Below are 20348 nucleotides of genomic sequence, written 5' to 3'. Positions count from 1 at the left end.
TGGCTGGGGCGACGAACGTCGCCCCAGCCTATTTTTATGCGCTGCGAGCCACCCGCGGCTGCACCCGCAGGCCGTCGATCCAGATCGCGACCTTGCCGGCGGCGACGAGGCCGGAGGTTTCCGCCGCGAACCGCCGTACCGCCCGCGTGTTGCTGACTTCGAAGCGATGTCGATAGCCGCGAGCCACAGCGCTATCGGTAAAGCCCTTCAAAGCAGTAAATCCTGCCGCTTCCTGGATCTCGAACTGAAGCCTCCACCGCGTGCGTCGGGGCCGAAGATCATCGATGACCTCGACGCTGATGCGGTGCTTACCTCCGCTGCGAACGGTTACGGGTTCGATCTTCTTGGTGGGAAATTTTAGAATCTGAGCCATCAAATCCTCCTTCATTGTGCGAAGCGGCTCGATGGTTTGTCGGGGCTCGTGAACCGCATGCCGAGACCCGACCCGCGCAAAAGGCGCGGATGCAGGTCAGCGGCAGCCTGTTGACCAGGCCATTCAGCTCTTTAGGCTTGCGCCACAAGCGGTTCTTGCCGCGCAACGCGCGGCGACCCTGACGCGGCAAAATTAATGTCCCACCCGCAAGGTTTCAAGGTGTCGGGCAGAGTGAGAGGCGGGCCGGGACGGGTTTGAGCCGGTGCGGTCGAGAGAGAGCGCCGGCCGGCTCGCCCGCTCCCGCTCTCGTTAAGGCTTCCCTCATGAACAACGTTTCCCCGATCGCGGCCGAGCAGGCCGCGCCGATTGCATCTGTCTGCGCTCCTGACGGCGCCAGCTTCATCATCGCTGCGGCCGAACAGCTCCTGCCACATCTCGAGCGCGGCCAACGCGTCGATGCCGCGATCCTGCGCAACGCCATGGAAACCGCCTTTGGCGGCTCAGATGCGTCCGGCGCTTGGGGCTGGAAGACGGCCTATGACACTTGCGAAGTCGCCACCGTCCTGTTCCTGCGCAAATACGGAAAGGCGCTGTTCCGTAAAGCCGACTCTCCGGCTTCACGGCTTTCCGCGTTGACGAAAGTCGCCGGCCTTCTCCCAACCCACACGCGAGCCTCAGCTGAAAGCGAGACCTTTCAGCAGTTCTCGACGCCGATCCCGCTCGGGCTGGCGGCGCTTACTGCTGCCGCCATTACGCCGGCGGACTGCGTACTGGAGCCGTCCGCAGGCACCGGCCTGCTCGCCATTCTCGCCGAGATCGCCGGCGGCACGCTCGTCGTGAACGAACTCGCCGAGACCCGCGCCGCGCTGCTCGCTTCCCTCTTTCCGGCCATCTCCGTCACGCGTTTCGACGCGGCCCAAATTGACGATCACCTCGATCCCGCGATCGTTCCCAGCGTCGTGCTGATGAACCCGCCGTTCTCGGCGATCGCGAACGTTTCCGGCCGCATGGCCGACGCGGCGTACCGTCACATCGCCTCGGCCCTGGCGCGTCTTGCGGATGGCGGCCGGCTGGTCACGATCACCGGCGCAAACTTCTCACCCGAAGCCTCGGCCTGGCGTGATGCCTTCGCCCGGCTGCAGGAACGCGGCCGCGTGGTGTTCACCGCCGCGATCGCGGGCCCGGTGTATGCCAAGCACGGCACCAGCATCGAGACCCACCTGACGATCATCGACAAGGCGCCGGCCGATGATCCACATGTGTTCCCGCAGTCGCCGCGAATGGCGCCCGAGGTCGCGAGTCTGCTCCGCTGGATCGGCGAACACGTTCCATCTCGCCTGACCGTCGCTCCGACCGTCGCGCTTCCCGTAGCCGCCTCGCTCGCGCCGCGCACCGTGCGCGGCTATCTCGCACGGGCCGCCGCACATTCGGCCGAGGCGTCGGTCTCCGATCCGGAAGCCGTCCACCTCGCCTATGAGACAATCGACTGGGCGCCGCCTGAGGGCGCGCATTTCAGCGACGCCATCTATGAGGAGTACCGGCTCCAGTCGATCCGGATCCCTGGCGCGCAGACACACCCGACCAAGCTGGTGCAGTCGGCCGCGATGGCTTCGGTCGGGCCGCCGAAGCCGGGCTATCGGCCACGCCTGCCGGCGAACCTCGTCGGCGACGGCCTCCTGTCCGATGCGCAACTAGTCATCCGGAACGCAAGTTCGTCACATTAGTTGATAGCTCGAATCTCGAGAGAGGAGAGCGCTTGTGGCGAATGCAGGTGGGAAAGGCCGGCCGATCGCGCCGTTGGTGCTGAGTCCGCAGGAGCGGGCGTACTTGGAGAGGCAGGTTCGTCGTCATCGTGTGGCCCGGTCGCTATCTGAGCGGTGCCGCGCGATCCTGCGGTGTGCAGATGGCTTGCCAAGCAAGTCTGTGGCTGCCGAACTTGGCCTCCATGAACACACCGTTGGCAAGTGGCGCCGCCGATTCTTGAAGGATCGCTGTGATGGCCTGCTTGACGAGGCCCGCCCTGGCCGCCCTCGCACCATCAACGACGATCGGGTTGCTGAGGTAATCGAGCGGACGTTGCGTACAACGCCGCCTGACGCGACGCACTGGTCGATCCGCTCGATGGCTGCGGAAACTGGCTTTTCTCACACCACGATCCGCCGAATGTGGACGGCGTTCGGCTTGCAGCCGCACCGCAGCCAGACATTCAAGCTGTCGAGCGATCCGCTGTTCGTCGACAAAGTGCGCGATATTGTCGGGCTTTACCTGTCCCCACCGAACCGAGCCGTTGTCCTCAGCATCGATGAGAAGAGCCAGATTCAGGCACTCGATCGCGAGCAACCGGTCTTGCCGATGATGCCTGGCGTGCCGGAACGTCGCACGCACAGCTACGTGCGGCATGGTACGACCACACTTTTTGCCGCGCTCGATATCGCTTCCGGGTTTGTCATTGGCAAATGCTACAAGCGCCATCGGGCGGTCGAGTTCTTGAAGTTCCTCAAAGAGATCGACGCTCAAATCCCTGAGGGGCTCGATGTCCATATCGTCATGGACAACTACGCCACCCACAAGACCCCCCAGATCAAAGGGTGGCTCGCCCGACGGCCGCACTATCATATCCACTTCACGCCGACTTCCGCCTCATGGATCAATCAGGTCGAGCGCTGGTTCGCTGAACTCACCAGAAAGCAGATCCAGCGAGGTGTTCACACCTCCGTCAGGCAGCTCGAGGCCGACATCCGCACCTTCATCGACCTGCACAACCAAAACCCGAAGCCCTTCAAATGGACCAAGTCCGCAGACCAGATTTTGGCTTCTGTCAAACGCTTCTGCCACAAAGCCCAGCAGACTTTATGTGGCGAACTTTAGATTCACGTGACTAGGGCGCGTACTCATAAAGTCCCGACAATATCGGGCGTCAGGTCAATTCTCGGCGAGTCCCAATTGGGTGATCAAGCGGGTTTGCGGCGCAACCATCCCTTCATTTTGAAACCGTCCCGCATATTGAGAACAAGAAGTATAATGTTTGTTGCGCCCGCGACGAGCTCGATAGCTTGCACAGCATAGAACGTAGCATCGAATGCCGCCGCCTGAGCCTTGGACGCAAGGAAGAGCGCAGACGGAATAAGAATCAATATGCCGTTTCCTGCAATCAATGGCATGCGCTTGAATTTGGCCCCGATCAGCCCGGCCCGGCGTCCCTTTGCCAAGATGATACCTGTGCCACCGGTGGCAGCGAGCGCCGGAATCAGCAACAAGAAACCCCAAGGTATGGTGCTCTTAACCGCTGCAACAGTGGCATGGGACGCTAAAAGCTCACTGAGTATCGTGGAGAGCCAAAATGTACCGATGGTTGCGATAGATAAGGCGCCAGCGAGAGGATGTATCAACTTGATCATGAGTATCTTCCCTTCCTAAAACAGCAGGGCTAGGCAACGCAGATGCCGGGCACGGCAACTTTCTGGAACAGATGAGGGGAAGCTATCGCCGAGGCCGGATAGCTGGCGATTTTTGCTAGGAAGTCAGGATGGGTGAACGCCGCGCGGAAGTGTGCGGTGGATTCCCATACGGCGTAGTTCAGATAGGTCGAGCTGTCGCCGAGAGCTCTGTGAAGCTGGGTGGAAATGAAGCCCGGCTGCCGCTTCATGAACTCTGCGTCGTCCTGCCAGGTCTTGAGAAAGGCCGCCTCATGGTCTTTGTCGAGAGTGAATGGGTTCACTAGGACGACTGAACTTGCCTCAATACCGATCTGGCGGTCGATCGGGAAGGACGGGTCGAGTGGGCGTAGCAGAGACATGAGTGGCTCCGATGCTTGTTGATATATGATGTCGAGTTGGTATTATGACTACATATTCAATTGACACCATGATGTCAATATAAAACAGTGGTGACGAATGAAGAGAGCCAAGCGAACCACCGAGGGTGACGCTTTGACCGATCTTGTTCTCGATTTATTCAGGCTCGATAGCCTACTTTTGACGGCCGGCGACCGTCTGGTCTCCCCGCTCGGCCTAACAAGCGCACGTTGGCAGGTGCTTGGCGCCATTGTGTCCGCCGAACGTCCCCAACCGGTCGCTTGGCTCGCACGCGACCTCGGCGGCAATCGTCAAAACGTGCAAAGGATTATCAATGATCTGCATAGGGAGGGTCTTGTATCTTTCGAGGTCAACCCGCATCACCGACGGGCGCAGCTCGTTGTGCTCACTGAGGCTGGACGGCGCGCCTTCGAAGCCGCAATGGAATTGCAGGCTCCCTGGATCAACGATCTTTCAGAAGGGCTGTCGGTCAAGGATATACGGATTGTCCATCGCGTGATCACGGCCTTGCGAGATAAGCTTGAGGGCAGCCGTGACGACAAGTCGGCCTGACATGGCAAAAGCATTGTGCTAGGCCGGGCGCCCGTGATTCAAGTTCCCAAACTGGGGCTTCGAATGATGCGCCATGAACTAACGGACTACGAATGGACATCTATCAAGTCTATGCTGCGAAACAAGGCGCGCGGAGTTCCCCGGGTAAACGACCGACGCGTCCTGAACGGCATCTTCTGGGTACTACGATCTGGGGCACCTTGGCGCGACCTGCCGGATCACTTTGGCCCTTACACTACCTGCTATAATTGCTTTGTTCGCTGGCGGCGAGCCGGTGTCTGGACCCGTATCATAGATGCACTCGCCACTGCTCACGATGCGGCGGTCCAGATGATCGACTCCTCTATTGTCCGCGTTCATCAGCACGGAGCGTGCACCGCCAAGAACCAGAGGCAATCGATAGGCCGGTCGCGCGGCGGCTTGACAAGCAAAATCCATGCGCTTGTAGATAGTAATGGCCTGCCCGTACGGCTGGCACTGACGCCAGGTGAGGCCCATGACAATCGGCTTGCCGGTAAACTTCTGTCTCGTTTGAAGCCTGGATCAATGCTGCTTGCCGATCGCGGATACGACGCTGACTGGATTAGAGCTCTCGCCATGAAGAAAGGCGCATGGACAAACATCCCGCCAAAATGCAATCGCAAATATCCGATCTGCTTCAGCCCATATCTTTACCGCGCGCGCAACCGGATTGAAAGATTCTTCAACAGGATCAAGCAATGTCGTCGCGTCGCAACACGTTACGACAGGCTCGCCGCGAACTACCTCGCATTCATCCAACTTGCGTCAATCAGGCTATGGCTGCGCGCTAATGAGTCCACGCCCTAGCACTACTTTGGCAGATTGTTGATTTTGTCGCGTTTTATAGGATTCCCGAATCGATTTTTCAATGATTCATGGGTGGTCGGCTCTTGGAGGGCTGACCATGCCGGGATGGGAAGACGAACTCGAACGCTGGCTGATGCCGTTCTTGGACCGGCTGGGTCATAAGACCCGACAGCGGATGTGTCCTCTGTATGTTGCGGGACTGATCGGTCCTGGCGATCGCAAGAGCGTTCAGCCGATGGCGGAACGCCTTGCCACGAGCAACTACGACCAGTTGCACCATTTCATTGCGGACGGTGTCTGGGACGCGACGCCGCTGGAGACAGAGCTGCTCAACCAGGCGGACCGACTTGTCGGCGGCCGCGATGCGGTGTTGGTTATTGATGACACCTCACTGCCGAAGAAGGGGGAGCGCTCGGTCGGTGTTGCGGCTCAATACGCGTCGGCTCTCGGTAAAACAGCAAATTGCCAAACGCTGGTGTCTTTAACGCTTGCGCGCGGCGAAGTGCCTGTGATGGTCGCGTTACGTCTCTTTCTGCCCGACAGTTGGACGAGCGACATGTCTCGTTTGAAGCGCGCTCGCGTACCAGTCGAACACCGATCGCCACGGTCCAAGCCGGAGATTGCTTTGGCCGAGATTGACCGCGCGATGGCAGCCAAGGTGCGCTTTGGATGTGTGCTGGCGGATGCAGGATACGGCCTCAGCGCACCGTTTCGACAAGGGCTAACGGAGCGCGGGCTGGCCTGGGCTGTCGGTATCCCTCGGCACCTGAAAGTGTATCCGGTCGATGTGAAGCTCATTTGGCCGATTACTAAAGTCCGCGGGAAACCACGAAAGCACCACGTGCCCGATATCTTATCGATTGCGGCAGAACAAATGCTGGCCAGCGCCAAATGGAAAACCGTGAGTTGGCGCAGCGGGACGAAAGGTCGGCTAAAAGCCCGATTTGCTGCTCTCCGGGTCCGCACCGCCGATGGCCCTCCGCAGCGGATTTGGGACAAGGGACAGCAGCATCTCCCGGGCGACGAAGCTTGGCTCATTGGCGAGCAACGTGCCTCAGGGGAGAAGAAATACTATCTTGCCAATCTCCCTGCGGCGACAGATCTGCGCACACTAGCCGCCACCATCAAGGCAAGATGGATTTGTGAGCAGGCGCATCAGCAGTTGAAGGAGGAGCTTGGACTTGATCACTTCGAGGGGCGATCATGGCAGGGTCTTCATCGCCACGCCCTGATGACAATGATCGCCTACGCCTTCCTGCAACATCGTCGCCTCGCCCACGCGGGGCGGAAAAAAAAGAATCAACGGGCCACCGCCTCAGCCAACCATGCCCGCCGTACGTCACGCCATCGTCGATCTCATCCTTCGGCCGCCGCCTCAACGGTGTCCCTACTGCCGAAAACAAATCCTTGAAAAACACGGGCGCAAATAGAATCTGCCAAAGTAGTGCTAGTCATCTGGAACGCAAGTTCGTCACATTAGTTGATAGCTCGAATCTCTACAGAGGAGAGTGCTCGTGGCGAATGCAGGTGAGCGAGGCCGGCCGATCGCGCCGTTGGCGCTGAGTCAGCAAGAGCGGGCGTACTTAGAGAGGCAAGTTCGCCGTCAGCGCGTTGCCCGGTCGTTATCTGAGCGATGTCGCGCGATCCTGCGGTGCGCGGATGAATTGCCCAGCAAGGCTGTGGCTGCCGAACTCGGCCTCCATGAACATACCGTTGGCAAGTGGCGACGCCGATTTTTGAAGGATCGCTGTGATGGCTTGCTTGACGAGGCCCGCCCCGGTCGCCCTCGAACCATCAATGACGATCAGGTTGCTGAGGTAATCGAGCCGACACTGCGTACGACGCCGCCCGACGCGACACATTGGTCGATCCGCTCAATGGCCGCGGAAACTGGCTTTTCTCACACCACGATCCGCCGAATGTGGATAGCCTTCGGCTTGCAGCCGCACCGCAGCCAGACATTCAAACTGTCGAGCGATCCGCTGTTCGTCGATAAGGTGCGCGATATTGTCGGGCTTTACCTGTCCCCACCGAACCGAGCCGTTGTACTCAGCGTCGATGAGAAGAGTCAGATACAGGCACTCGATCGCGAGCAGCCAGACTTGCCGATGATGCCTGGCGTGCCGGAACGTCGCACGCACAGCAATGTGCGGCATGGTACGACCACGCTGTTTGCGGCACTTGATGTCGCCTCGGGGTTCGTCATCGGCCAAAGCAGATCCAGCGAGGTGTTCACACCTCCGTCAGGCAGCTCGAGGCCGACATCCGTACCTTCATCGACCTGCACAACAGAAACCCGAAGCCCTTCAAATGGACTAAGTCGGCAGACCAGATTTTGGCTTCCGTCAAACGCTTCTGCCACAAAGCCCAGCAGACTTTATGTGGCGAACTTTAGATTCACGTGACTAGTTCTGGCAGATTCATGCTCGGGCACTTGCACGCTTCTGTCACGACTGTTCATCTGATTGAAATAAAGCTCGCTTCTAGGCGCGGCGCCGATGAAGCCGCCTCAGCTATTTTTTGAACAAGGAGGCCATCTTCGTTCTCTTTTTTCCACTAGAAATTCCGCACAGATCGCTCTATGCGCGCGTATCGCGCGTGGATTCGTTAAGTACCAGTCCTCAACGCCGCGCGTCCTATGAATTCGATTGCATCGATGCCGATTACGTTGATGGCGCCGGACCGCAGCTTTTGGACGGGTTTCATGCTGACCATACCAAACCGTTCGCGCTCCTGCGTGTCGTGACGACGCCGGCGAGGTTCGGTCAATTTGCGGGTGCTACGCCTGCGCTGGCCGACTGGTTTTATCTTGAGATTGAACCCGCCCGGTCCGGTCTGCCAGCCCATGCTCAGCTCCAAGGAAATGGTTATTCAGTTCACTCACGCGGCGTTTTGACTTATGCGCGGCGGCTTGATGCACCGGATGAGTTAAGGGGCCCGAGATCAAGACACCAAGTCTGGGTGCCTCTGTCGCTCCGAGGCTGGTACTGCCACCCCCGCTCGCCTGTGCTTGCATGGCTGACAAACCCAGCGAGTGGGGCCAAAATGTCAACGATTCTCAAGAGGTGTCCCACAAGCGGCAACAGTCCTGGTCAGAGATGTCGGTCAGGCAAATTTCGTCTCTCTTTGTGACGACCTCGGCCGTGCCGTTCTGCATTTCGACGTCGGACTGCCGATCTCCTTCAATCGCCACACGCGACCCTCGAAGTTCAACATCGCTCCGAACGTGCGACCGCCGATCATTCTGTCGCATTGGGATTGGGATCATCTTCACGGCGCCTTCGAATTCCCGAATCTCCTTGATTGTCCCTGGATTGTTCCCCATCAGCGGCTTGGGCCTGGCGCCGCGCGGCTGGCACGAATCCTCGGTGAGAAAGGCAACCTGCTGGTTCGTCCCACCAATGCGCCCATTCGCTTTCCCTTTGGCGAGTTGGTACTGAGCGGAGGTCCTGTCGGAGACCTCAATGATAGCGCATTGACGGTTGTTGCCATCCTAACGAGCGGCCGATCAGCCTTGCTGACAGGCGACGCTGATTATGCCCACCTCATGCATTCAAATGCAGCTAGAATAGATCATCTCATCGCAACTCATCACTGCGCGCGTTTCAACTCGAGTCACAGGTTCGTGCCGAGACCCAATGGAAGAGGGCGGCATGCTCGTCATTTCTTATGGTTATCGTAACGTCTATCGTCACCCGCATAAGGAAGCGCTGGCCAAGCACGCAAAGTCGGGGTGGAGATCTTATGTAACAACCGCCGGACGCAAAGGCGCTCTCCGGGGCGATCGTGCGATAAGTTAGAGATAAGATAGGATTTTCGTCTCGTCCGGTGTAAATTAGTATGGGACTTCGGGCCCCTCGTGATGTGTCTCCGGAAGGAAAGGAGGACTGGTAAGCGACAGGATTCATTGTCTCGCGTCACCAATTGTCCTGGTCGGATGATCCTAGACGATCGCCGTTGGTAGGTCCGTCCGCGACGGCCGGCGAGCGAAGCGCAAGCCCAGAGTTGGGTCTCAGGCATGTCCAAGCGAGCGGATGAGCGCGGTCGCGCGGTTGTTGTGCCTGCCGGCGTACCGGGAAATTAGCGGTCCATGCGCATTTGAGGCGCATGGCAACGAGAAAACGAATTTTAAGCCGAGATCGCGCCGGGTAGGTGGAGAAGAACTGAAGGAGCGTTTTGCCATGCTTCAAATCAGAATCTATGACGCGCAGAGCGCATGCGGGCGAAGAAAATTGCGATCATCCGATTTGAATTGAACCGATCCTTCGCCGGCGCGCATGCGGCCTTCGCCGCATCGGGCGCTCGGAACCGAGCCGCTGTGCGTCTCGGCCCTGAGGCTTCGATCCCTGGCGCAAAGACTTACGGAGACTAGGTGACTGACTCAAGGCCTTAAGAAGTCGCCGCCGTCGCATCCAACCGCAAATTAACCGCACGATGATTGCGCGATCATTGGAATGTTCGGTCGGCCGCTTCGCACTTTGAAGAAGAATGTTTCTTTCTTTGTGGAGCCGTTGACCAATCTGTTTAAGCTCGCCTACCAACCGCCGGCTCGAAACAATGCGGGCGAGGAGACGGACCAGCAGTGAGATGAGCGAGAAACCGCAACCGTCCAGCGCCAAGGTTACTATTCCCCTTCTTCAGCAATTGAAGAATGAGGAGCGGCGAATCACGATGACAACCGCCTATGATGCCGTGACGGCGCATATCGCGGATCCCGTCGTGGATGTCATCCTCGTAGGCGATAGTGTCGGCAACGTGTGCCTCGGCTTCGACAATACCCTGCCGGTCAGCTTGTCGATGATGAACCACCATCTGGAAGCGGTCGCGCGCACGCGGCCTCGCGCCTTGCTCGTGGCGGATCTGCCGTTCCTCAGCTTTCATATCAGCCCTCAGGAAACCATCCGCAACGCAGGCGGTTTCCTGCAGCGCGGCGCCGATGCCGTCAAGCTCGAAGGCGGTGCCAAGCGCCTCGATATGGTTCGCGCGTTGGTCGACTGCGAAATTCCAGTGATGGGACACCTCGGGCTTACTCCCCAGAGCGTCAACGTAATGGGTGGCTTCAAGGTGCAGGGGCGCTCAGACGATGATGCAATACAGCTGCTTGAAGATGCGCACCGCCTCCAGGAGGCCGGATGCTTTGCCCTTGTGCTTGAGGGCATACCGGCGGAGCTGGCCGCACGGGTCACGGAGACGCTCACAATCCCGACCATCGGGATAGGCGCCGGCGTTGGATGTTCGGGGCAGGTGCTCGTCTTTCATGACGTGGTGGGTTTGACCCAAGGGCACCGTCCGAAATTCGTGCGAGCTTATTCCGATGGTTTTCATCTGTTGCAGGAGGCGCTCTCTCGCTGGGCTGCCGATGTCCGCGAAGGGGTGTTCCCGGCTGCCCAAGAATCCTATCGCCTGCCCGATCCCCTGAAGGATCTGATCGCGAACTGGGTACCTCGCAAGATGGCTAGGCCAGAGTGACCATGCGCACCATAACCACCGTTAGCGAGCTGCGCTTGGCGTTGGCGGAAGCTCGCAACCCAGAAAGGCGCATCGGTTTTGTGCCCACGATGGGGTATCTGCACGATGGTCATATGGCCCTCATCCAGGCGAGCAGGAGACAGTGTAGCACCAACGTCGTCAGCATCTTCGTCAATCCCACTCAGTTCGGCCCAAAGGAAGATCTCAGTATCTATCCTCGCGACTTCCCTCGCGACGAAGAGTTATGCCGCGCGGCAGGAGTTGACATCCTCTTCGCACCACTGGCGCAGGAGGTCTATCCGCCTCAGTTTGGTACCTTTGTCGAACCAGGTGCGCCCGCTCGGCCCTTGTGCGGGTCCTTCAGACCCGGCCATTTCCGCGGCGTTGCCACGGTCGTCTCCAAGTTGTTCAACATGGTGCAGCCGGATGTCGCGTTTTTTGGGCAGAAAGACTTTCAGCAGTGCGCGGTGGTCCGGCGGATGGCAGCCGATCTCAACTTCCCGATCGAGATCGTCACGGTGCCGACGGTTCGCGATCCTGACGGGCTCGCAATGAGCAGCCGGAATCGATATCTCAGCGCCACCGAACGCGAGCGAGCCCTTTCGCTAAGTCGGGGCCTGTTCGAGGCAGAGGCCGATTTTCGGGCAGGAGAGCGCAATCCCATCCGGCTGCTGTTACGCGCCAGACGGCTCATCGAGAACCTCGATGAGCTGCAATACCTGGAAATTGTAGATGCCCAAACGCTCGAGCCGGTTACAAACCGGGTATCTCGTCCCGCCGCCATCTGCGTAGCAGCCTATGTCGGCTCGACCCGGCTGATCGACAATGTTGTGCTCGATCCGGATCGCGATGCCGGTTGATACGGAGCTTCTGGCGAGCGCGAGCTTGGTCGGAGCAGCGCAGACGTCAGTCGGAGGCAGCGCGCGTTTCGTCAGAGGCGGCGCACGTTTCAATCGCAGGGGTCTGTAATTGTGACGATGTAGCGGGCGGCTCCGACTTTTGCACTTTGAGCGCGCGACGCTTCATTGTGGCCGTCAGCTTTTTTGTTTTCGATCGACCGCGTGCTTTGGGGGCGGGGCTGGTGGTGCTTGATCGTTCCTGCGTGCTCTTCATCGACTTTCCCCAATAGATTTTGAGACCATGAGCAGGCAAGCCGGGGTGTTGCAACTAACGCCTCGGCCGCTTGCCGGATCGGGCGTGACGAAATGATCGGTGCGCTCAAAAACATAAACAGAGCCCGGTCCGCTTCATAGCTCGCGGCTGCTCGACTGCATCGAGAGCCAGTCATCACTTGTGAGCCCGTATGCTCAAAGAGAGGGGCCATGACCGGCTCCGCCCGCGGCGTTCAAGGAGAACCTGATAGTATGAACAATCGTCGAGCGCGGACGATCGTTGTTCTAGGCGCGGCGAATTCCTGTTCGTGGCCGGTTCGCCTCTTGCTTAAGAGTGGAGTGTAAAGCGGAATGGGCTGAATAACCCAGTCTGGTGCGCGGTTGCTGAAAATCTTATTGTCAGTTTGCATATCGAGCGCGATGAAAATCTTTAAAAATCTCAGGCTGGCGCTGGATTTCGGCAAGATGGCAGTTACGCCACCACCGACGTGGCAGGGAGACTAGCGCGTTCACCAGGAGACTTCAGATACAAACTTTTCGATGCATGTATACTCGGTTAGACTTTGGGTCTGAAAGAACGTCATTCAAGTGCATTTAGTGTTTTCGTGCGATTGATCTCCTTGCATGTCGGAGTCGCAGAGTGTTGGACCCAGCCACGACTGCGCTGCTGCGCGCCATTCTCGATGAGGTCTGCGAGGGTCTCCCCCGCAGCGAGACGGGACTTCGCGCCCATGTCGCCTCCAAGATGCTCGAGGCCGCCGGCAAAGGTGTAATTACGGCAGAGGGGCTGAAACAGGTGGCCATGGAGGCACTTCGCTCGGCGCCGACGATGTGGCGATAGTCTCGGCGGTCCTGCGGTGAATTTCCAGGTCACAGTATTGAAGATTCTGGTCAGTTACCCGGACGGGTTCGCATCCATGACCGACCTCAAGCGGGACATGGCCATTTTGGCTACGAGCGGGCCGGAATGGGCTGAGCGCACGAAGCGAATGGGGGCGCGTGTACCCGGGCTCGACATCTTTTCGCAAGGATTGATCGAGCGCATCAATGGAGGTTGGCGCATCACGAACCATGGCAGGGCCGTCCTTGAAGGGATGGAAGCGAGGCCGTCTGGCACAGGGGCGCGAATAGATCAGCACGGGGCTCCTCTGGAGACCAGCGCTGCTGCCGATGAGAACTTAGCTGCAATAGAGCCCTTCAAAGCCGACGCGGCTCCTCCAGCTGCGGCCAAGATCGACGGAGACGATCCACTAAACGACGGCTATCCCCTCTCAATGTTGGAAGTGGACGTGCAATAGGGTCGTGAGTTCGAAAATATTGCAGTTTACGCGTTGGTGAAACTCCGTACGGCCCGCGGCCTCATAGCAGGTAGCGGTTGTATTGACTTAACTCAATTGGCAACTGCTTGGGTCTTTGAACCATGCCCGGTTCGCCTTGTTGAGGCATAGCGCCTCGGGGGGCCGACGAGGGCGTGCACACTTCGAGTTTCAAGTCACATTGGCCTGGTCAAAATCGCGGGCCGAGCGGACGCCGGCACGCAAACGCGGCGCGGGTCCCGCTACATCGTCTGCTGCGCACTTCACGCCAGCGTCTTGACTGAGGCATTCGAAGGCGTCGGCCGTGGGGACCGCCGGCAAGATCCAACTTCCATATCGCAATTCAACCCGAAATATCTTGGGGTACCGTCACGCGCTCGAGCGGAGCAGGGGCGGCGCTCGCGCCGATGCCTGTTTCCAGGCCTCTCACAGCTGCTGATCGTCGACTTTCTTCGATGACCACCGTCGAATCCTTCTTCGAATCTGACAGCAAACGTACGTGCCCCAGATTAGCAGCATGTCGTCAACACCTTCCTGCTCCTGCCAGAACTGCCGCTAACGCGCGTTGACTGGCGGGGTCGCATTCTGCTGAATGCAACTCGAAACTCTCTTGCTGGTGTCCACCAACTGCAAAATCGGTGGAAAGTGACAATCAAAATCAGAGGCTGTACTCCCTACTCTATCTAGCAATCGATAGATCCACTCCCAGCTTGCACGGATGAGGCCGCGGCGCGCATCACGTCTGTGCGGCTGTTTGAAACGGCCATGGGCGCCGGCGGCAGCGCTAAAGCTGATTCGTGCCCTGCTACGTCTCAGTAGCCGCGGATAGTGCCTCAAAAATGCATTTTTGGTGTGCAATGGCAGAAATTGTGCGGCTAGAGACGATAAAAGAACGTGGGTTCACCGCAAAGGAAAGCCGCCCCTTGTTCGGGCAGGCACCTGTGATACTCAAGCGCAAGTATGATTTCATTCGAGTAGTTCGCTCTGGCTCGTCTGGGCAAGCCTTTTCGACATCGTCGATGCAAGGCCTCGTCCGACCGGGGCTGGGGCCGTAAGATATTCTCCTTCGTGCAGCTCTCCACTTCCTCTATGGATCCAATTGAAGGCGCCGCCGAGTGGCGTGATGTTTATGCTTCGAAGCAAATGGCTAGTCAGGCGCGTTCACTTTGAACATGAACACCGGGTGGCTCTTCTGGGGGCGGATGGAAGATGGTGGCGCAGTTGCGTCCTCATCGAGGCGTCGGAAACAGGGGCTCGCCTTCTGATCGAGGGGGCACCAGACGTGCTCAGATCTAGGCACTTCTTCTTGCTACTCTCGAAGACAGGGCTGGCATTTCGGCGATGCGAGTTGGTTCGTCTCGATGGCTGTGAAGCCGATATTGAGTATGTGACCGCTAGGACTGCGCGCATCCGCCCCAAGCAAAGGCACGCGCCGCTCAAGTCGTGACTGCCTTCCATCGATCATGCGATCGCTTGAAGGGAACGCGAGAATACGTTCGTCGGGTGGCTCAAACCGTAGTGATCCCGAAGAGTACTGCCCGCGTAGTCCTGGCGGAACAGGCCACGCTTGCGGAGGATCGGCACAACGTGTTCGGCAAACAGATCGAAGCCGCCGGGCAGGAAGGGCGGCATGACGTTGAATCCGTCGGCCGCGCCGTTTTCGAACCAGGTCTGGATGTTGTCGGCGATTTTTTCCGGCGGTCCGGCGATCACCCAATGGCCGCGCGCGCCAGCGAGCCGCTGCACGAGCTGGCGGATCGTCGGCTTCTCGCGATCAAGGATGTCGACGATGAGCTTAAAGCGGCTCGCCACGCCATGCGCGCCTTAATGTCGATCAGATGGCGCGGGAAGGGGCTGTCGAGATCGAATCCGGTGAGATCCAGCCCGGTCATCTGGCGGAGCTGGGTCAGCGAGAACTCCGGCTGGATCAGCGCGTCGAGCTCCTCTTGAAGCCGGTCGGCCTCGGTTTGCGTGCTGGCGATGAACGGCGAGATGCCGGGTAAAATCTTGATCTGGTCGGGGCTGCGATCCAACGCGCGCGCCTGGCCCTTGATATCGGCGTAAAACTCCTGCGCGCTCGCCAATGTCTGGTGCGCGGTGAAGATGGCCTCGGCAAAGCGCGCTGCAAAGGCGCGTCCGTCCTCGGACGAGCCGGCCTGCACATAGACCGGCCGGCCCTGCGGCGGCCGCGAAACGTTGAGCGGCCCGCGCACGCGAAAATGCTTTCCGATGTGGTCGATCGTGTGGATCTTGCTGGTGTCGGCGAAGATGCCGGAGACGGGATTGTTGACCAGCGGGTCGTCTTCCCAACTGTCCCATAGCCGCGTGATGACATCGAGATATTCCCGCGCCCGCTCGTAGCGTTCGTTGTGCGGCGGATGCTCGGGCAGGCCAAAGTTTTGCGCCGCCTGCGGCGAGCTCGTCGTCACGATGTTCCATCCCGCTCGGCCGCCGCTGATATGGTCGAGCGAGGCGAACAGCCGCGCCAGATTATATGGCTCGGTATAGGTGGTCGACGCAGTTGCGATCAGGCCGATGCGCTTGGTGGCGGAGGCAATCGCGGCGAGCAGCGTGATTGGTTCCAGCCGGAAGCGTTGCGCGTAGCGGACGTTGTCGGCGAGCGCCGGCCCGTCGGCGAAGAACACCGCGTCGAACTTGTGCGCTTCGGCGCGCTGGGCCAGCTCCTGGTAATAGGTGACGTCGAGGATGCGGTCAGTGGTCGATGCCTTGTGGCGCCAGGCAGCCTCGTGATGACCGTCCGGATAAATGAAGAAGTTCAGGGACAATTGGCGTTTGCTCATGGGCGTGCTCGCAAATCTCTGGTCGTTACAGCGTGTGGGTGCCGCGCTTGCGGCGTCGCTCGAGTCTATGTCGGCGCTCGCAAAGCTGTCGATGAAATGGATTTGCGTTGTTATGAGCGAAGCGAGAATGAAGCGTGTGAACGCGCTGCCAACCGGAGACGAGTGACGTCGTGCTGATGAAGAGGATGCGCAAATCGGGTAATTTTCTGCGCCGGCCAGCTTGATTTGGCTTGCTCCGAGCGCATTAAACGCTCGCCCAGGCTGTGATCGTCGTAAATATTTCCGTGTCTATGTGATCGGCGACGCGATCTTTGCTTGGCGGTAAAAACAAAGCTGGTTTCGTTTCATTGACTGGATCGCGTTCGCTCTTACGATCTGCAACGTTCAAACGAGGTCGTTGACCATGCTGCAAGCCGATCCACTCGTCGTTCACGAAGCAGCCCGACTGATATCTGCGCCGTGCACGCCGTGCTGTGCCGGTCCGATCGCGGAGAGCTGTACCTCCGGGACGCTTGTGCCGCCGATCATCTAGCCAACGATGCACATCGCGGTCCCTCAGGACTTAAATCAGAAACATCCCATCACTCGCCGCCGCTGGCGTGACCGGCGCATGGCGTAGCGTTGTCCAGCCCATCCCAGGAAAGACCACGATCATGAGCAACAAGACCACCATCGATAATTCCATTCCCCGCGCCGACATCGTCAAGCGCGCGGCGCGGCTCGGTGCCGAGATCAAGAACGTCAAGCTGTCGGGCGATCTGTCCGACGACGTCGTCCGCGCCATCAACCAGGTGCTGCTGGAGCACAAGGTGATCTTCTTCCGTGACCAGGGTCATCTCGACGATGCCGAGCAGGAGCGCTTCGCCGTCAGGCTCGGCAAGCTGGTGCCGCATCCGACGGTCGGGGCGACCAAGGGCACGTCGTCGATCCTGGAGCTGGATTCGGGGCGCGGCGGCGGCCGTGCCGACCAGTGGCACACGGACGTCACCTTCGTCGATGCCTACCCAAAAATCTCCGTGCTGCGCGGCGTGGTGATTCCGCCGTTCGGCGGCGACACCGTCTGGTCGAACACGGCGGCAGCCTATCTCGACCTGCCGGCGCCGCTACGCAAGCTCGCTGACGAGCTCTGGGCGGTCCACAGCAACGCCTATGACTATGCCGTGAAGACGCGCGCGACGGAGGCCGACAAGAAACATTTCGACGAAGTCTTTACCGGCACCATCTACGAGACCGAGCATCCGGTGGTGCGTGTCCATCCCGAAACCGGCGAGCGCACGCTCGTGCTCGGTAATTTCGTCCAGCGGTTCGTCGGCTTGCCGAAATATGACGGGCAAAAGCTGTTCGATCTGTTCCAGTGCCACATCACCGCACCCGAAAATACGGTGCGCTGGACCTGGCAGGCCGGCGACGTCGCGATCTGGGACAACCGCGCGACCCAGCATTACGCGGTCAACGACTATGGCGATCAGCATCGCGTCGTCCGCCGCGCCACCATCGATGGCGACGTGCCGCTCAGCGTCGATGGCCGCCGCAGCGTGACCCGCATCAAGTTGTCGAAACCGCAGACGGCCAAGGCCGCCTGATCCCGCATCAGCGACAGGATTTATCAGAATGACCTCTTTGTTCGCTTTGTGCGCGCGCGGCAGCTTACCGCGCGCAGGACCGCGCAGCTACTGCTCGCCGGCGTTTTTTTGCTGGGCTTCGCGGCTCCCGCTTTCGCCGAGCCGCCGCTCGACAAGACTGAGATCCGCTACCAGGGCTGGGCCGGGCAGTTGACGTTCATCGAGTCGCGGAGGACCTCGGCTATCTCTCCCCGCTGAAGCTGAAATGGGTCGGCAACACCATCAGGGGGCCGCAGGACATTCAGACCGTCGTCACTGGTGATATCGACATCGGCGGCGCCTTCTATGGCGCGATCCTCAAGCTGATTGCGCGAAGGCGCCGATCAAAGCTGTCGTCGGTTATTACGGCTCCGACACCAACACTTATCAGGGGTTACTTCGTCAAGGACGATAGCCCAATCAAGACGGGGCGCGACGTGATCGGCCCAGGCCCTGTAGAGTTCGCAGAAGCGGCTACGATAGCCATGCGGCTGGCTGGCGATGTATTCCTCCCAGAGGATCGACAGCGCCACATGCTTGCGCTAGGGCTCGCGGTGAATGGTCGCCCAGTCCGGCTCCGCGCGCCGCCTCTGGCCTCGTTTGGCTCCGGCGCCTGCAAAAGGCGCTCCTCCAGAACCGTATCCGCGACGTCGTCCGCAAGCGGCCAGCTCAGCCCTGCCGCTTCGAACCGCCGGATCGTCAGCCGCACCGTTGAGAGGACGGCCCCGACCCGCCGCCCGATCTCCCGGATCGAAAGCCCAGCCGCTTCAGTCTCATCCTCGCGCACATGGCGCATCCCAAGCCTCCCCATCGGCATCCGATCCACTCCTGCCAAAAGCCGAAAGGAGGGACCTATCAGAGCCAGAAGAGGCCGCTTCACCCCGGGCGATTTCATCTCGGAATGGTGGGCGATTTCAATCGGAATGGCGGGCGATTTCATTTCGGAATCATGGGCGATTTCGAGCGAAATCAGCAGCCTGCAAAGTGTTCTTCAACGTTAGGGACCTGGACGCTGCCAAGTTCGTATCGGAGATCGTCGGGCAGACAACATCGCTGTCACGCGTCGAAGTGATGCGACTACCGGGCAAGATGCCATCGTCATGTACCGCAGCGACATCCTTCGCTTTCCAGTGCTTGCTTCGAAGGTCAACTATCGCTCCTGGCGCAACCTGCGTTGGCGTGGGAAGTTTGATACTTGGCCGGCCAAGGGTCTCAACCAGTGTGGCTCACTGCGGGCACGCGTTGCCTTTCGGGCAGGGGCAGTCCGGCTGATCAGAGCTTTGAGGGCAGGCGCCCTTCTTCGGGCAAGGCGTACCACAAGCTGCTTCCTGCGCGGCAATCCCCGGAATCACTTCCAGGACTTTGAGAAAATCTCCTGCATAGCGGATGTCCCCTTTCGGCTTGATCTGAACAATATATACCGGATGCACCAGCTGTCCGTTTGTACGTACTCGGCCGTTCGGAGCAAAAAAATCATCAACAGGAAGCTGCTTCATCTTCTCCGCGACCTTGTCTGCGTCGCTCTCTCGCGCTTCCAGCAATGCTCTCAAATAGTGCCGCACGGCGGAGTATATGCCAGCCTCTGTCACGTCCGGTGGACTCGTTGATCGTTCACGTCGCGCATTTAAAAAGCGCTTTGTCCAATCCCTTGTGGCGTCGTTCACGTCCCAATAGAACGAGGTGGCAAATATTGCATTCTCAACACGAGTTCGCCCGATCTTATCGATATCTGCTAGTAAAAGGGGTGAGCCAAACGCAAGTCGAAAGGGCATCTGCTTATCATCGATCTGATCCACAATTCCATTCAGGAAAGTGCCAAACATAACAATTGTGGCGTCACGCGCGCTAGCTTTCAGTCCAGACCAGCTTCCCTGCCAACTATAGTTGGAAACCTCTATGATGTTTCCGCCAAGGCCCGTCACCACCTTGCTTGTCGCTTTCGCGATTGCATTGCCAAATGCAGTATCTGGTGCAACGATACTGAAGTTCTTGTGACCATCATCAACGAGATAATTTGCCAGCGTCAGTCCGATCAATCGGTCGTTAGACGCCCAGTTGAACGTTGGCGCCTTTCGCTCCTTTGGCGGTAGTGCCACGTCCAACATAATCGAGAGCACTTTCCTTTCTCCTGTGAGGCCAGCCACCGCTAAAGACACTGCGCTGCCGCCACTCACAATAATTGCGCTTACTTTTTCAGTATCAATCCACCGCCTAGCGATGCCAACTGCAACATCGGGCTTCATCTGGTGATCTGCCGAAATGACCTCAACCTTGAACCGCTGGTCTCGGTCCGGGACCTCCTTCAACGCCATTGAAGCTGCCGTGCTAAGGCTGTCCAAAGTCACGCTCGAAAAATCGGCCAAAATGCCAATGCGGGTGATTGCCTGGGCGCGGCATTGTTCGGGATAAAGAACAGTGAAAATCGCAACGACTACTGCAAGGACTCTCATCGTAAAACTCCTTGGCTAAGCCTCACAAGCA

At 59.0% G+C, this 20348-nt stretch carries 16 protein-coding genes and 3 pseudogenes; 12 read left to right on the top strand and 7 right to left on the bottom strand.

Annotated elements, in window-relative coordinates; genetic code table 11:
• Nucleotides 1-34: 34 nt before the first annotated feature.
• Nucleotides 35-388, bottom strand: coding sequence for a hypothetical protein (locus tag ACVWYQ_RS18375; RefSeq protein ID WP_456726237.1), 354 nt, complete (start codon nucleotides 386-388; stop codon nucleotides 35-37).
• 308 nt (nucleotides 389-696) lie between these two features.
• On the opposite strand from ACVWYQ_RS18375, the pseudogene ACVWYQ_RS18370 reads away from it, so the two are divergent.
• Together ACVWYQ_RS18370 and ACVWYQ_RS18365 are read left to right on the top strand one after the other, a co-directional pair.
• A pseudogene (locus tag ACVWYQ_RS18370) lies at nucleotides 697-2067 on the top strand (strawberry notch-like NTP hydrolase domain-containing protein); the annotation flags it as partial.
• 64 nt (nucleotides 2068-2131) lie between these two features.
• A complete protein-coding gene (locus tag ACVWYQ_RS18365) occupies nucleotides 2132-3241 on the top strand; it encodes an IS630 family transposase (protein WP_456725842.1) in 1110 nt (369 codons plus the stop codon).
• Nucleotides 3242-3324: 83 nt separating this feature from the next.
• On the opposite strand, the gene ACVWYQ_RS18360 is transcribed toward ACVWYQ_RS18365, so the two are convergent.
• Together ACVWYQ_RS18360 and ACVWYQ_RS18355 are read right to left on the bottom strand one after the other, a co-directional pair.
• On the bottom strand, nucleotides 3325-3771 hold the full coding sequence (locus tag ACVWYQ_RS18360; RefSeq protein WP_456726236.1) for a hypothetical protein: 447 nt from the start codon (nucleotides 3769-3771) through the stop codon (nucleotides 3325-3327).
• A 29-nt stretch (nucleotides 3772-3800) separates the two neighbouring features.
• A complete protein-coding gene (locus tag ACVWYQ_RS18355; RefSeq protein WP_456726235.1) occupies nucleotides 3801-4169 on the bottom strand; it encodes an antibiotic biosynthesis monooxygenase family protein in 369 nt (122 codons plus the stop codon).
• A gap of 97 nt (nucleotides 4170-4266) precedes the next feature.
• Here ACVWYQ_RS18355 and ACVWYQ_RS18350 point away from each other — a divergent pair, with 97 nt between their 5' ends.
• From ACVWYQ_RS18350 to ACVWYQ_RS18335, 4 genes and pseudogenes are all read left to right on the top strand, one after another.
• Complete coding sequence (locus ACVWYQ_RS18350; protein WP_456726234.1) at nucleotides 4267-4740, top strand: MarR family winged helix-turn-helix transcriptional regulator; 474 nt, start codon at nucleotides 4267-4269, stop codon at nucleotides 4738-4740.
• A gap of 63 nt (nucleotides 4741-4803) precedes the next feature.
• Nucleotides 4804-5568, top strand: a complete 765-nt coding sequence (locus ACVWYQ_RS18345) for an IS5 family transposase (protein ID WP_456726233.1) — start codon at nucleotides 4804-4806, stop codon at nucleotides 5566-5568.
• 61 nt (nucleotides 5569-5629) lie between these two features.
• On the top strand, nucleotides 5630-6979 hold the full coding sequence (locus tag ACVWYQ_RS18340) for an IS701 family transposase (RefSeq protein WP_456726232.1): 1350 nt from the start codon (nucleotides 5630-5632) through the stop codon (nucleotides 6977-6979).
• Nucleotides 6980-7082: 103 nt separating this feature from the next.
• Nucleotides 7083-7963 (top strand): annotated as a pseudogene (locus ACVWYQ_RS18335) (IS630 family transposase).
• Between the two features lie 212 nt (nucleotides 7964-8175).
• On the opposite strand, the gene ACVWYQ_RS18330 reads toward ACVWYQ_RS18335, so the two are convergent.
• Nucleotides 8176-8415: a hypothetical protein gene (locus tag ACVWYQ_RS18330; protein ID WP_456726231.1), complete on the bottom strand. Its 240-nt coding sequence runs from the start codon at nucleotides 8413-8415 to the stop codon at nucleotides 8176-8178.
• Nucleotides 8416-8602: 187 nt separating this feature from the next.
• Here ACVWYQ_RS18330 and ACVWYQ_RS18325 point away from each other — a divergent pair, with 187 nt between their 5' ends.
• The 3 genes from ACVWYQ_RS18325 to panC all read left to right on the top strand — a co-directional run bounded on the left by ACVWYQ_RS18325 (nucleotide 8603) and on the right by panC (nucleotide 11897).
• The gene (locus tag ACVWYQ_RS18325; RefSeq protein ID WP_456726230.1) at nucleotides 8603-9250 is read left to right on the top strand and encodes an MBL fold metallo-hydrolase; all 648 of its coding nucleotides are present in this window, start codon (nucleotides 8603-8605) and stop codon (nucleotides 9248-9250) included.
• 905 nt (nucleotides 9251-10155) lie between these two features.
• The gene (gene panB, locus ACVWYQ_RS18320; protein WP_456726229.1) at nucleotides 10156-11037 is read left to right on the top strand and encodes a 3-methyl-2-oxobutanoate hydroxymethyltransferase; all 882 of its coding nucleotides are present in this window, start codon (nucleotides 10156-10158) and stop codon (nucleotides 11035-11037) included.
• A gap of 2 nt (nucleotides 11038-11039) precedes the next feature.
• Complete coding sequence (panC, locus tag ACVWYQ_RS18315; RefSeq protein WP_456726228.1) at nucleotides 11040-11897, top strand: pantoate--beta-alanine ligase; 858 nt, start codon at nucleotides 11040-11042, stop codon at nucleotides 11895-11897.
• A gap of 89 nt (nucleotides 11898-11986) precedes the next feature.
• On the opposite strand, the gene ACVWYQ_RS18310 is transcribed toward panC, so the two are convergent.
• Nucleotides 11987-12361: a hypothetical protein gene (locus tag ACVWYQ_RS18310; RefSeq protein ID WP_456726227.1), complete on the bottom strand. Its 375-nt coding sequence runs from the start codon at nucleotides 12359-12361 to the stop codon at nucleotides 11987-11989.
• Nucleotides 12362-12789: 428 nt separating this feature from the next.
• Between ACVWYQ_RS18310 and ACVWYQ_RS18305 the strand changes: the two genes are divergently transcribed.
• A complete protein-coding gene (locus tag ACVWYQ_RS18305; RefSeq protein ID WP_456726226.1) occupies nucleotides 12790-12990 on the top strand; it encodes a hypothetical protein in 201 nt (66 codons plus the stop codon).
• A gap of 16 nt (nucleotides 12991-13006) precedes the next feature.
• Entirely contained in the window at nucleotides 13007-13447 is a 441-nt protein-coding gene (locus ACVWYQ_RS18300) for a hypothetical protein (RefSeq protein WP_456726225.1), read from the top strand.
• Nucleotides 13448-14926: 1479 nt separating this feature from the next.
• On the opposite strand, the pseudogene ACVWYQ_RS18295 reads toward ACVWYQ_RS18300, so the two are convergent.
• Nucleotides 14927-16266 (bottom strand): annotated as a pseudogene (locus tag ACVWYQ_RS18295) (LLM class flavin-dependent oxidoreductase).
• Nucleotides 16267-16919: 653 nt separating this feature from the next.
• On the opposite strand from ACVWYQ_RS18295, the gene ACVWYQ_RS18290 reads away from it, so the two are divergent.
• Nucleotides 16920-17849: a TauD/TfdA dioxygenase family protein gene (locus ACVWYQ_RS18290; protein ID WP_456726224.1), complete on the top strand. Its 930-nt coding sequence runs from the start codon at nucleotides 16920-16922 to the stop codon at nucleotides 17847-17849.
• Nucleotides 17850-19093: 1244 nt separating this feature from the next.
• On the opposite strand, the gene ACVWYQ_RS18285 is transcribed toward ACVWYQ_RS18290, so the two are convergent.
• Nucleotides 19094-20317, bottom strand: coding sequence for an ABC transporter substrate-binding protein (locus ACVWYQ_RS18285; RefSeq protein ID WP_456726223.1), 1224 nt, complete (start codon nucleotides 20315-20317; stop codon nucleotides 19094-19096).
• Between the last annotated feature and the right edge of the window lie 31 nt (nucleotides 20318-20348).

Source organism: Bradyrhizobium sp. USDA 3397 (genome assembly GCF_054060965.1).
This window is presented reverse-complemented; position numbering and strand designations above follow the sequence as displayed.